The organism is Sphingobacterium sp. 1.A.4 (assembly GCF_002734245.1).
Lineage (GTDB): Bacteria > Bacteroidota > Bacteroidia > Sphingobacteriales > Sphingobacteriaceae > Sphingobacterium > Sphingobacterium tenebrionis.
This window is the reverse complement of record NZ_PEAZ01000128.1, coordinates 40,078-53,146: the sequence shown is the minus strand read 5'-3', so window position 1 is coordinate 53,146 and position 13,069 is coordinate 40,078. Positions and strand designations below refer to the sequence as shown.

The following is a 13,069-nucleotide window of genomic DNA, read 5'->3' as shown; positions in this document are numbered from 1 at the left end:
TTTATGGATTAATTACAGGGCAATCTGATCCAACTCTTCTGGCTTAAATCCGATGATTCTATTTTTGATTTCGTCGTTCTCCAATACAATCACGGTAGGAACGGTACGTACTTTGAACTTAACAGCTAATTCCGGCTCATCAAATGGATTGATAGTTTCGTAGGCAATACCTTTGTTGTCTAGGTAAGCCGATACCTGTGCGCATGGTGCACAGTCATTTTTTTCGAATTTAATGATTCTTGCCATGTTATATTAAGTTGAAAAAGAATTTGGGCTTTTTGAGCTCTGCTTCTTTGTTTAAATAAAAAAACGATTGAAATGAGATGGTTTCATACTCATGTAGAACAAATATCCCATATTTTTTAACGTAGGAGGTAATGATACTTTTCCACATTCATGTGGATTCCGTTGGTAAAACCCACTTGGTTACCTCGAATAATTAGTAAGGTGTTCGTTTTCAATTCACTGAGGATGTTGATAACTTTAAATTAGCACTTTGTAGCTATTTGTTGACTCCCTTTTTCTTCCTCTTTTTATTGTCAAAATATAAGAGAATTTTTGGTTAATTATAACAAATTAGTTATATATAAATCTTCCCTTAGCATCCCAATAATATATTGTTAAATTAGCGTTATCAATTTCGAAACAAACACCCAAATGATTATGAAATTCAAATTTTTATTACCCTTTTTATTTCTGAGTTCTTTTGGAAGCCTACAAGCTCAAGAAAGCTTGACCTTTCAAAAACCACCAACAGAAATAATGGCACTCGCCGATTATCAGCGACCTCCGACCGTAAGGATCAGTACCGATAAAAAATGGGTACTCTTCTCCTACCGCCCAACCTACAAAAACTTGGCAGAACTGGGCGTGGAAGAAACCAGATTGGCCGGTCTACGCATCAATGCCAAAGCGAGTATTTCTAGTACCGAAACCTACTTTGATGCCTTGAGCCTGCAGTCTATTGATGGCGAGGACCTGATCAAGATCAACCTTCCGGAGAATGCCTTGATCTCCAATATCGATTTTTCCCCAGATTCCAAAAAACTGGCGTTTACCAATACTAATGAAAACGGCGTTGCCCTTTTCATTTACGATATTGCCAGCAAAGAATTGAAAAAAATAACGGATTACAACCTGAATGCCATTGTACATTCACCGTTCACTTGGTACACGCAGCCGTCATCGCGAGGAACGACGCCATCTTCCGACAAACTTTTAATAAGCTTGGTCAATCCATCTACCGCGCAAACCGACAAGAAAAACAGCTTGGCTACCGGTCCGATTATTTCCAATGCGGATGGTACAGTTTCCCAATTAAGAACTTACCAGGATCTATTGAAAACACCGGCTGATGAGGCTGAATTCCAACGATTGGTCACTTCCACCCTGGTTTGGGTAGACCTTTCCGGAAAAACGGAACCCTTCAAAGCTGCGGATATGTATATGGGCTCTTCCATCTCTCCAGACGGACAATACGTGATGGTCACAACCCTTAAAAAACCATTTTCCTATGTGGTTTCTTTAGGAAGTTTCCCTACCGAGACCAATGTATATGACCTGAAGGGCAACCTGATCAAAAAAGTGAATGAAACTGCATTGATGGAGATCATGCCGAAGGGCTTCTCTTCAACCCGTCCTGGAAAAAGATCCATGTCATGGCGTTCGGACAAAGCAGCAACCCTATCCTTTGTTCAAGCATTGGATGGTGGAGATGCGAACAAACCGGCGGAATTCCGTGATGAGCTCTTCAACTGGGAAGCTCCATTTCAGTCGGAGCCAAAATCAATGATGAAAATCGCAGACCGCTACGCGGGAGTGGTTTGGGGGAATGATGACTATGCCTTGGTATACAGCCAATGGTATGATACCAGAAACTCGAAAACCTACCTGTTGAATCCAAAAACCGGAAGCAATAAGGTGATCTATGATAGAAATAGCCAGGATGTATATTCCGATCCGGGATCGCCTTACCGCGATAAAAATGAATTCGGAACGTACAGCATGTACATCAAAAACGGCAAATCCTACTGGATAGGTTCTGGATTTACCAAAGAAGGTGAATTCCCTTTCATCGAAGAATACGACTTCAAGACCGGCAAGAAAAAACGCATTTATACAGCGAAGGAATCCGATATGCAGGAACGTATCAGCTCGGTGGTCGACATCGAAAAAGGCGATATCTTGGTATCCCTTCAATCGGCTTCCCAATTCCCGAACTATTACGCGAAAAACATCAAATCCGGTAAGCAATCAGCCGTAACCAGCATCGAGAACCCTTTCAAATCGTTGGATGGAGTCCACAAAGAGGTGTTGAACTACAAGCGTAAGGATGGGGTAGAATTATCCGGTACACTTTACCTTCCTGCAGGTTATGACAAGAACAAGAAGGAAAAACTTCCTTTATTGATCTGGGCTTACCCAAGGGAGTATAAAGACAAATCCACTGCCGGACAAAGTACAGCCAATCCGAAAGAATTCACTTTCCCAAGCTATGGTTCCTTCATCTATTGGGTATCCCGTGGTTATGCGGTACTGGATAATGCAGCTTTCCCTATTGTGGGCGAAGGTAAACAAGAACCGAACGATTCCTTCATTCCGCAATTGGTGGCGAATGCTGAAGCAGCCATTGACGCCGTTGATCAATTGGGTTATATCGACCGCAACAAGGTGGCCGTTGGTGGACACTCCTATGGTGCTTTCATGACCGCCCATTTATTGAGCAACTCCAACCTATTTGCAGCTGGAATTGCCCGTTCTGGAGCTTACAACCGTACCTTGACGCCTTTTGGTTTCCAAAGCGAGCAGCGTAACTTCTGGGATGACCCGCAACTGTACATGACCATGTCGCCCTTCATGAGCGCACATAAAATGAAAACACCAATTTTATTGATCCATGGTGCTGCCGATAATAATCCTGGAACATTTACCCTACAGACCGAGCGTTACTTCCAAGCCTTGAAAAACTTGGGTGCAACCGCTAGAATGGTGATCCTTCCAGGTGAATCGCACGGTTATGCAGCGAAAGAAAATATCTTCCATGTACTTTGGGAACAAGATCAATTCCTAGAGAAATATGTGAAAAACAGAGCGGCAACGAAATAAGCCATTCAACAAAAAAATAAGCGGGAATCAATTTTCATTGAATTCCCGCTTTTTATTTGAGAAAGGTATTTTACTTAACCACCATTATATCCTGGATTCTGTTTCAGATTTGGATTAATGGCCATTTGGGTCTGTGGAATCGGAAAGATTTCCTTATTCACATCGCCCGTGGCTTTATGGTCCCACCAGGTTCCGGTGGTGAACTTACCAAAACGGATCAGATCGGTCCGACGCTTCCCTTCAAAGATAAACTCCCGGCCGCGTTCAGCCAACAATTCATCCAGTGTAAGGGTTGCGGTGGTATACCTGTTGGCCGTCCAGTCAGCTGCCGCAAAAGCACGTTGACGGCTGGAATTGATCAGGTCTACTGCCGCTTGATTGGCAGCTCCACCATTCTTACGCATTAAAGCCTCCGCTTTATTGAAGATCACCTCGGTCAAGCGATAGATCACATAATCATTCTCCTGATAATTCTCGTCGGAGGTAATCCCTGATTTATATTTGTTGAACCGAGCACCGGAGTTTTCTTCTCCTTCAGCCATGGATCCTTCCGATGTTTTATCACCCTCACTTTCCCGACGGATGGAATTCACGAAGGATAAGGGTTGTTTGGCATATTCTTCCGTTCCCAGCACCGGTGTGGTCGTCCCGCGTTTGTACTGTGGTCCGAACAGGAACCAATCCTTTTTACGCAGATCCTGTGCATTGTAGGCATCGAAGGCTGTAGGGATCACCACAAAAGCATTCCAACCGCCATAACTTACGCCCAATGCTTCTTTCATATAATCATAGCCCATAAAGAAGCCTCCCCAATCAAAGGTGAATCCGCCCTTACGGCTGTACTGAAATTGAAAGATCGATTCTGGATTTGCCGAATTGGTATTGCTGAAGATCGCGTTGATGTTCGGAGATAATTTTGGTGTACCACCAATCCCGCCACCAGCACCGCTGATCACCTTATCCGCAGCCGCGATACATTCATCCCACATCGGGGTTCCCGTCCATTTTTGGGCGTTCAGGTAAAGCTCTGACAGCATGGCATAACCCGCCGCACGGTTTACTTTACCCACCGTTTCTGCATTCAGGTCCGGAAGTTTGGTCACTTCTGCTTCCAACTCCGTTTTAATGAAATCGAACACTTCCTTGCGGGTCTTGGTCTCCGGATTTACAGGACTGTTGGCAACTTCTGTCACAATGGGAATATTCCCCCACATGTCCATCATGCGGATGTAATGGTATGCCCGTAGGACCTTCAGCTGTGAAACCACGGATTGTACCTCTTCCGCTGTCATGCCGATTTTTTCAGCATCCAAGGTACTAATGTCAGCAATCGCATTGTTGACAAATCCTACCCCGGTCCACATGAGGTTCCATGCATCGCGCATCCGGTTTTCCGTTTCTGTCCAGGTGTGGTAGTGCATGCGGAAATGGTCTCCACCATCATAACCATGACGACCTTTCTGTGGCCAAGCAAGTTGATCAGCCGAAAGTTCAGAATGGTAATAGAATGCACTTGCTCCAGTTGGTGCCAACCAGGCCTGCATATGCGTAAATGGACGTAAGGCCGCCTGCATCACCTCCAGTTTGTTCTTATAGAAAGATTCCTTCTCCAATTTACTGTACATGGTCTCATCCAGGTTGGTACAACCTGTCATCAGACTTGTCCCAATAAAAAGTGCAGCCGCAAATCGTATCGTTTTTTTATCTAGTAATTTCATAATTCCCTCCTTTAAAAGCCAATATTTAATCCCATCGTCCATGATTGCGTCCTCGGATAAAAACCACGCGAATCTATCCCGCCATCAAAACCAGTATCCTGCAGCTCCGGATCGATCCCTGAATAGGACGTAATCGTCGCAATATTTCTTGCTGTCAGGTATACATACATATTGCGGATCAACGGGGTCTTGGTTCTGATGTTATAACCTAAGGTGATGTTGTCGATCTTGACAAAGGAACCATTCTCTAGGTAATAATCGGAATACTGTGGATCATCGTTCAATTGATCATGCTTTCCAAAAGCAGACTCAAAAACATTGTTCGGAATCCATTTCTTGTTACCAAAGAACATGTCGGCCGTATTCAGGATATCATACTTGAATTTTCCACGAAGGAATACCGTCAGGTCAAAACCTTTATAGGTAAAACGGTTACCCAGGGAAGCCTGGAATTTTGGTATCCCGTTTCCGATATACGCACGGTCATCGTTGTTCATATCGCCGGCATGGGCGGTGCTGCCATCTGCTTTATAGAAAAGCCATTTCCCTTCGTCATCGAATCCGGCAAAACGTTTACCATAGAAATTCCCGATCTCGCCGCCTTCTTCCAAACGCATGGCATTACCTAAATTCCCCGGACTAGGAAGTCCTCCGAATTCCAACCAGTTGCTTTTGAAGATATCGCTGGAAAGTTTTGCCAATTTATTTTTCTGGTAATTACCGGTGAAATCGACCTGCCAAGTGAAGTTTTCCCTAGAGATCGGGAAAGCGGTCAATTGCAGTTCCACCCCTTTGTTCACCACCTCTCCTACGTTATACCAAATGCTTGGCTGCACATAGGCAGGCAATTGCGCATTATATTCGTACAGAAGGTCGGTGGTCTTCCGATGGTAGACATCCAATGCACCAGTGATCTTGCTGTTTAGGAGCGCAAAATCCAAACCGATGTTGGTCTCTGCCTTCTGTTCCCATTTCAGATCCGGGTTGGCATTGTTCTCTACACCATAGGTCTGGTAATATACCCCATCCTGTGGGTAATACCCGCCCGTACCTAAACGGATAAAGGAAAGGTAATTCGGGATCCCTTGGTTACCTGTAACCCCATATCCAGCGCGAAGTTTCAATTCATTGACCACGTCCTTGTTGCCGAAGAAATCTTCGTTGCTGATGTTCCAACCAGCGGAGATCGCTGGGAAGTTACCCCATTTATTGTTCGCTCCAAACTTAGAGGAACCCTCTCTACGAAGGATCGCCGTCACGAAATATTTATCCGCATAATTGTAGTTAACCCTTCCAAAAAAGGCGATCAGCGTATTTTCATCCTTGAAAGATCCTAAAGCTGGTCTAGGGTATTTGGTATTGATGATAGCTGTTCCGGAATTGAAATCCCAATCCAGGAATCCATCGGTGGAAAAGCCCGAGTTCGACATGTTGAAATACTCCGCGGTCATGTATTGGTAACTGTAGCCCAATAGACCGGTGAAGGTATGTACATCGTTGAAGGTTTTGTTATAGTCGATGGTACTTTCGAACGTTTTGGTCCAGTTCAGGTCGTTACGCTTATAGGCATACCCTGTTCCGTCATATTCGGTATCATCCGGCCGTTGGTCCCAATCCAGGATCGACCGATATTGTCGGTCATTCCAGTTGTCGCGAACGTAGGAACCGAAAGCGGACACGCTTAATTCATCCAATATCTGGAATTTCAAGCGAGCATCACCGGAGAAGGTCTGCTGGTTTCGCTCTTCGATCCTATGGGCCAAACGGCTCATCGGGTTATAGTTGTTATATTCTTGTGTTTGATAGTAGGTCCCATCTGGATTCATGATAGGTGCCGTCGGATTTCTTTGGATGGTCTGCTCAAAATCGCCTGTTTTTCCGCCTAAAAGATTGGCCTTATTGAAATTGGCAGCCAGGTTAGCGGTCAATGTCAAACGGTTATCCAAACCTGTCTGATTGAAGTTGATACGCCCCCCAAATTGTTCTCTTCCATTCTGTTTGGCAATACCCTTCGCATTTTCATAGTTGAAGGATGCCCGGTAAGTGGAATTTTCTCCCCCACCACTGGCGATGAAATTATGGAAATGGGAAAAATTGTCCTTATTGATCAGCTCATCGTATAGATCGGTGGAAGCACCAAGATCAAGATCGGGTTTGTTTTCACCTTGAACGATCAGCTGTCGGAATTGATCGGCACTTAACATGCTAGGTTTTCGGTTGACTCTTTCGGTCTGTCCATAGGTCATGTATTCGAATTGGGCGGCTCCTGCTTTCCCTTTCTTGGTAGTGACCAAGATGACCCCGCCATTACCGCGGGTACCATAGATCGCAGCGGCGGAACCGTCCTTCAGGACATCGATGGATTCGATATCGCCCTGTTTGATCAGATCCAAGTTCCCGCCCGGAATACCATCGACTACAATCAAGGGTGAATTGGTTCCTTTTAGGGAAGCCATACCCCGTAATTGGATGCTGGTACTGGAATTGGGATTGCTACCTTGGGTACGGGTGATGTTCAGACCGGCCACTTTTCCCTGAACAAGGTCCATGGGACTACGCATCCCGCCTTTATTGAAATCTTTTTCTTTTACGGAGGCTACAGCAGAGGTGATTTCCTTCCTTCTTTGTGTACCGTATCCGACCACCACTACTTCCTCCAGACTTTCTTCTTCGGAAATCAGATTGACATTGGCCATGGTGCCACTAACGGTGACCTCCTGGTTGGCGAAGCCAATATAGCTTACCTGTAGGACATCGCCATTTTCGGCGGCAATGCTGAATTTTCCGGAGGCATCTGTTTGGGTGCTGGCATCCTTTCCTTTGACCTTAATGGTAACCCCTGATAAGGGTGATCCATTGGCACCGTTCTTCACCGTTCCGGTAACTGTCTGTTGAGCGATTACGGAATTTACCTCAACGGTGGCAGCTTTAGGCATGGCATTGGCATACCCATAGCTGCAGGCCAAGAGGGCAAAGCATAAAATACTCCCCCGTACAAAGCCTGTGCGATGATTTTGTTTACTGTAATAGTTCGGCATGTTAATTAACGTTTAGTATATAATTATTTAAAGGTTTATATGTTTCAATGTAATTACTAAAACGGTTTAGTTTTTTAGTAAGATTTGTATCAGATTAGTTACAGTAAGATTAGAACGCTGGCTAAATGGATTTATTATCCATGAGTTGTTAATTTTTGGAAAAAATTGGAAAAATTATGTTAAATGTTGAGGTGGAGGGGGTTGGGTGGGTGTTAGGTTGTTGGTTGTTGGTTGAGGGGTGGTTGAGTGGTGGTTGAGGGCTGGTTGAGGATTTCCTTCGGAGCGAAAGCAGGGTGAAAGTAATGTGAAAGTAATGTGAAAGTATGTAAAATGTATGTTTGGCATATAAAAACACGGTTTAAATATGCTTTAAGCATGATTTTATAGCGAAAATCATAGGTTAGGTTAGTGTTTTGATAAGGAAACGGCATTTTTCATGTCCCTTTCCTTTGTCATTGCGAACCACTCCGTCATTGCGACCCTCTCCGTCATTGCGAGCGCCTATCCGTCATTGCGAGGAACGAAGCAATCTTTGGACTGTGTCATCCTGAGCATCGTCGAAGGATCTGAACGGTTGCATACGAACAGATGCTTCGACTGCGCTCAGCATGACATGGAGAAAGATTGCTTCGTCGTACCTCCTCGCAATGACGCAGAAAGTACCTCCTCGCAATGACGCGAACCCCTTCAATGAGGTACTACCCCACAAAAAAAAACCTAAAATTTTAACCTTGCGTTCATTTCCGCCATGGCGGCTTGATCAAGCAACCATTTCTTATTGTTTTTCCGTTCTCCTTTCCAATCCTTATAGAACAATCCATTTTCATCCTTCAGATTTTCCCAGGCATAATCCAAATTATCCTTAAAACTCTGCAAATAAACTGGATTCCTATCCACCTGGTACAACTCCACAAATCCCCGCATCATCACCGCAATAAACCAAATATCCGAATTCTTCAATAACCTGAACCTTTTCCCAGCCCTTTCCTCCTCCTCATGGAAAAAATATCCATGAGCAGATTTCGCAATGGCTTGCGCATCTTCCAAATACCTCTTCTCCTTCCCTACTTCATACAACAACACCGCTGCCTGCAACATCTGTCCGGAGTTATAGGGAAACTTCGCCCTTCCGATCTTCCCCGACAAGGTCACATGATCAAAATACAAATGGTCCGTCGGATCCTGCAGGTTTTTCTTCGTCCAAGCATACAAGGAAACAGCTTGATCCAAATACGTTTTCTTCTTGGTTGCCTGATATAGTTTCATCAAAAAAACAACACCTGGTGCATTGGAACAGGTATTCTTTGACTCCTTTTTTTGTTCACACCAATAAATCCCTCCACCTAATTTGTCATCCATCCCGCTCGCCACAAAACGCCAGATTTCTTCCGATTTCGCCAAGTACTTTTTGTCTTTGGTGGCTAAGTACAGATCCGCAAAATCTATCCCCAGCCAGACATTATCATCGTAAAACCGATCCGATTGTCGTGCCGTTCGTACATAGGAAGCATAGCCCACCGGTGCTCTTTGGTCTATATACTCCTCCAGTCCGGTCAATACCTTCGTATCGATCTCCTTCCTCTTGGCCTTGTTCTTAGGTTGGCTTTCCAAAAGAGCCACCTGCGCAGATAAACTTCCGGAAAATGGCCAGAGGTAGGAATACGCATTCCCTTTCGGAGCGGGTTTATTATCTCCCAGATAACTGGCCTGATAGCCAGCATCAAAAGGATAATTTTCACGCAACAAGAAAGTTCCATCCACCGCATAATGGGTATAGATGGAATCCAAAATAATTTGAGCCCTTTGTTGCGGGCTAAGTTTATCCGGTTTGGGCTGTGCTGACGCAAAGCCCGAATCCAGGATAAATAAGAAAAGAAACAGGTTGGTTAGGTTGATTATTCTCATCTTATAAATTTCCTTTTTTAAGTTCTGAAACAGCATGATCTACGGCCCTTGCTGCAAAAGCCATGTATGTCAGGGAAGGGTTCTGGGTAGATGTCGAGGTCATGCTCGAACCATCCGTCACATATACATTTTTACAGGCATGTAGCTGGTGCCATTTGTTCAACATGGAGGTCTTCGGATCCAGACCCATCCTTACGCCGCCCATTTCGTGGATATCCAATCCCGGTGCCTGCGAGGCATCATTGCGTTTGATATTCTTAAAACCTGCTGCCAGGAACATCTCTTCCATCGTATCGAGATAATCCTTCTTCATCTTATTATCATTATCATCGTAATCAACCGACACCCGCAATAAAGGCATACCCCATTCATCTTTCTCCTTCCCATCCAAGGCCACATAATTAGAAACCTTCGGTATGGTCTCCCCCATCATATGCGAACCCACGCCCCAGTTTCCCAGCTTCGGGTTGAGGATGGATTCCTTAAGCGAAATCCCTAATCCGGATTCATCCGAATAAGAGGAACGATAGGCTCCAAAGCCAGCAGCATAGCCCCGAAGATAATCCGTTTCCTGTCTATGCAGGTTACGGAATCTCGGGATATAACCACCTCCGGCAGGGTTCCTACCATCGGTTTTATAATCCAGATAGCCTTCATACTCCGCAGAAATCCTTGCGCTGTAATTGTGGAAGGCCACATATTTACCCAGCGTACCACTATCATTTCCCAAACCATTTGGAAAACGTTGGGAGGTGGAATTCAGCAGCAATAAATTGGAATTGAGTGCCGCGGCATTCAGGAAGATTACTTTTGCGAAGAAATCGATTTCCTCTTTGATGTCCTTATCGATGACTTTTACCCCTATTGCCTTCCCCTTGCTTTCATCATATAAAATAGAATGCACGACGGAATTTGGTCGTAAGGTCATATTTCCAGTCTTTGCTGCCCAGGGTAAGGTAGAGGCATTCGAACTGAAATAACCTCCAAAGGGACAGCCTCGCTGGCATAAGGTTCTATTTTGACATTTCACCCTGCCTTGATCGATGTGAATCTGCTTGGCATGGGAAAGGTGCGCACAGCGGGCAGAGATCACCTTTCTTTCTGGATATTTCTGCTCCACTTGCTGTTTGAAATATTTTTCGACGATGTTTAGCGGATAGGCCGGTAGGAATTCCCCGTCCGGTAATTCCGGAAGACCATCCCTATCCCCTGCAATACCGGCAAAACGTTCCACATGATCGTACCAAGGTTTGATATCCGCATAGCGGATCGGCCAATCCACGGCAAAACCATCTCTGGCAGGACCTTCAAAATCAAAGTCCGACCATCGCTGGGTCTGTCTTGCCCAAAGCAAGGATTTACCGCCTACCTGATACCCCCTGATCCAATCGAAGGGCTTTTCCTGCACATAGGGATGCTCCTTATCCTTCACAAAAAAATGAGCGGCATCCTCATGAAAAGCATAGCAACGGTTAACGATCGGGTTTTCCTGTTTTACCGCATAGGGAAGTTCATTCCGATGTTCAAATTCCCAAGGATAGAGGTTTGTAGTGGGATAATCCTTTACATGCTTCACATCCCTCCCCCGTTCCAGGACCAGGGTTTTCAAACCCTTTTCACACAATTCTTTTGCTGCCCATCCACCACTGATTCCAGAACCAATAACGATGGCATCGTAAGTGCGGTTATCTCGTGTATCTATATTCAGATTTGCCATTTTTATGCCTTGATTTTAAAAGCCCCATCATACCTACCGGGAACCAGTTCATAGATCAATTTATTCTTCATCACGTATTCGGAATTCTTATAGCCTTGGATACCGCGTCTTTTCAGGATGCGGAGAAAGACATCGTCCTTTGGAAGACCTTCCAAATAGCTCATCAATTCGGTTTGAGGATTATTTTGAGGTTTAGGCACTGCTTTTAGCCCCTTTAGGAAAGCCTCCTGGTTTTCGGGACTTTCGCAATCATCGACCATCTTCATGACGAAGAGGTGCAGTTTTAAATCTTTTGCTCCAGGGCTATCGGTTTTGGGGATGATGGTTTCCAACAGTTCTGCCAAGAGTTCCTCATCGGCCTTGGTCAGTTTGATCTGTTTTAATGCTATGCTGGGGGCTTCCGCGCTGAAGTCGCAAGAGGAAGCAATCCAGATTCCCCCTGCCAGCACGAAAAACTGCTTTAGCGCCGTCCGTCTATTCATAAGTTTATAATCAAGAAACTAAATTTACGAATATTACGGAAAGATAAAAGGCTTACATCTTAAAATAACGAATTTTTTACCTCTGCTAAATCGTTTAAAAGTAAATCAGCATGGTTAAGTCTTTGGCGTTCTACCGCTTGTTTGCTTACCGCTATACAGTACAGTCCTGCGTCTTTGGCTGCTGTACATCCGGTACTGGTATCTTCAATGACCACAATCTCTTCCTTGGGTATATTCAGCTTTTCGACTGCCAATAAATAGGGTTCTGGATTTGGCTTTGGGCTTTCCACCAATTCACGGGTCACGAAAAAGGAGAAATAATCCAATAGTTGATGTTCTCCCAGAACAGTCTGTACGGTAGTTTGGTAGCTGGAGGTCACCAAGCCTAAAGTAAGCCCTTCCGCCTTTGCTTTATCTAGGATTTCTTTTGCATGCGGCATTAAGCGGATGTTCTTCATGTTTGCCTTGGCATAATTGGCCCGTGTTGCGAACCACATATCTTCTTCATCTACCTGAAGCTGATGCTCCCGGTTCAGCATTTCTACATTATCCTTTAAGGTATGACCGGCAAAGTCACGGATCCAATCTTCAAAATCGATCTCAAAATCGTAATCCGATTTTAAGATCGGTGCCCAGTTGCTAAAATAAAAGTACTCTGAATCAATTAAAGTACCGTCCATGTCGAATAGAACAGCGTTGATGTTTCTCATGTTGCAAAGTTAACCAACACAATATTAACAGACTGTTAATTAAAAAAAACTTAACATACTAGCTTCCAGCAATCGGGCTACCGAAAATACCTACGGCCATTTCTGCCCAGATGACCGCCAAGACGAACAATACCAATAGGATATATATCCAGCTCTTACTTTTATTTTTAACATTTCTGTAGATCAGGTCGATCCCAAATGCCGCCGCAAATAATAATACCGCAGCCACTAAAAAATCGAATAGGCTCCAATTAACTTCATTTGTGAATTGCATAGCAATGGCCGGAACCATCAGCAATATCCCCGCTACCGCGTAAGGGACAAAATTTACTTGTTTTTGAACTGTCATGTTTCTTGTTTTAAATTTTATAAAAGTACTTTGAATTACAAAGTA

9 protein-coding genes are annotated in these 13,069 nt (G+C 44.4%); 1 reads left to right on the top strand and 8 read right to left on the bottom strand.

What is annotated here, in order from left to right:
* Window positions 1-12: 12 nt before the first annotated feature.
* Window positions 13-246, bottom strand: coding sequence for a glutaredoxin family protein (locus CRJ00_RS18320; protein ID WP_099368169.1), 234 nt, complete (start codon window positions 244-246; stop codon window positions 13-15).
* A 417-nt stretch (window positions 247-663) separates the two neighbouring features.
* Here CRJ00_RS18320 and CRJ00_RS18315 point away from each other — a divergent pair, with 417 nt between their 5' ends.
* Entirely contained in the window at window positions 664-3,105 is a 2,442-nt protein-coding gene (locus tag CRJ00_RS18315; RefSeq protein WP_099368219.1) for an alpha/beta hydrolase family protein, read from the top strand.
* A 74-nt stretch (window positions 3,106-3,179) separates the two neighbouring features.
* Here CRJ00_RS18315 and CRJ00_RS18310 read toward each other — a convergent pair whose 3' ends face one another.
* From CRJ00_RS18310 to CRJ00_RS18280, 7 genes are all read right to left on the bottom strand, one after another.
* Window positions 3,180-4,823: a RagB/SusD family nutrient uptake outer membrane protein gene (locus CRJ00_RS18310; RefSeq protein WP_099368218.1), complete on the bottom strand. Its 1,644-nt coding sequence runs from the start codon at window positions 4,821-4,823 to the stop codon at window positions 3,180-3,182.
* A gap of 11 nt (window positions 4,824-4,834) precedes the next feature.
* Window positions 4,835-7,861, bottom strand: a complete 3,027-nt coding sequence (locus CRJ00_RS18305) for a SusC/RagA family TonB-linked outer membrane protein (protein ID WP_099368168.1) — start codon at window positions 7,859-7,861, stop codon at window positions 4,835-4,837.
* A gap of 717 nt (window positions 7,862-8,578) precedes the next feature.
* Window positions 8,579-9,766, bottom strand: coding sequence for a glycoside hydrolase family 76 protein (locus tag CRJ00_RS18300; protein WP_099368217.1), 1,188 nt, complete (start codon window positions 9,764-9,766; stop codon window positions 8,579-8,581).
* Between the two features lies 1 nt (window position 9,767).
* Window positions 9,768-11,483: a GMC oxidoreductase gene (locus CRJ00_RS18295; protein WP_099368167.1), complete on the bottom strand. Its 1,716-nt coding sequence runs from the start codon at window positions 11,481-11,483 to the stop codon at window positions 9,768-9,770.
* A 2-nt stretch (window positions 11,484-11,485) separates the two neighbouring features.
* Window positions 11,486-11,965, bottom strand: a complete 480-nt coding sequence (locus tag CRJ00_RS18290; RefSeq protein WP_099368166.1) for a gluconate 2-dehydrogenase subunit 3 family protein — start codon at window positions 11,963-11,965, stop codon at window positions 11,486-11,488.
* A gap of 59 nt (window positions 11,966-12,024) precedes the next feature.
* Window positions 12,025-12,675, bottom strand: a complete 651-nt coding sequence (locus tag CRJ00_RS18285) for an HAD family hydrolase (RefSeq protein ID WP_099368165.1) — start codon at window positions 12,673-12,675, stop codon at window positions 12,025-12,027.
* A gap of 58 nt (window positions 12,676-12,733) precedes the next feature.
* The gene (locus CRJ00_RS18280) at window positions 12,734-13,024 is read right to left on the bottom strand and encodes a hypothetical protein (RefSeq protein WP_099368164.1); all 291 of its coding nucleotides are present in this window, start codon (window positions 13,022-13,024) and stop codon (window positions 12,734-12,736) included.
* Window positions 13,025-13,069: the final 45 nt, after the last annotated feature.

What these genes read in the sequence shown, in the direction of transcription:
- CRJ00_RS18305 (WP_099368168.1), bottom strand. Translation starts at nt 7,861, where the DNA reads ATGCCGAACTATTACAGTAAACAAAATCATCGCACAGGCTTTGTACGG.
- CRJ00_RS18280 (WP_099368164.1), bottom strand. Translation starts at nt 13,024, where the DNA reads ATGACAGTTCAAAAACAAGTAAATTTTGTCCCTTACGCGGTAGCGGGG.
- CRJ00_RS18315 (WP_099368219.1), top strand. Translation starts at nt 664, where the DNA reads ATGAAATTCAAATTTTTATTACCCTTTTTATTTCTGAGTTCTTTTGGA.
- CRJ00_RS18310 (WP_099368218.1), bottom strand. Translation starts at nt 4,823, where the DNA reads ATGAAATTACTAGATAAAAAAACGATACGATTTGCGGCTGCACTTTTT.
- CRJ00_RS18295 (WP_099368167.1), bottom strand. Translation starts at nt 11,483, where the DNA reads ATGGCAAATCTGAATATAGATACACGAGATAACCGCACTTACGATGCC.
- CRJ00_RS18320 (WP_099368169.1), bottom strand. Translation starts at nt 246, where the DNA reads ATGGCAAGAATCATTAAATTCGAAAAAAATGACTGTGCACCATGCGCA.
- CRJ00_RS18285 (WP_099368165.1), bottom strand. Translation starts at nt 12,675, where the DNA reads ATGAGAAACATCAACGCTGTTCTATTCGACATGGACGGTACTTTAATT.
- CRJ00_RS18290 (WP_099368166.1), bottom strand. Translation starts at nt 11,965, where the DNA reads ATGAATAGACGGACGGCGCTAAAGCAGTTTTTCGTGCTGGCAGGGGGA.
- CRJ00_RS18300 (WP_099368217.1), bottom strand. Translation starts at nt 9,766, where the DNA reads ATGAGAATAATCAACCTAACCAACCTGTTTCTTTTCTTATTTATCCTG.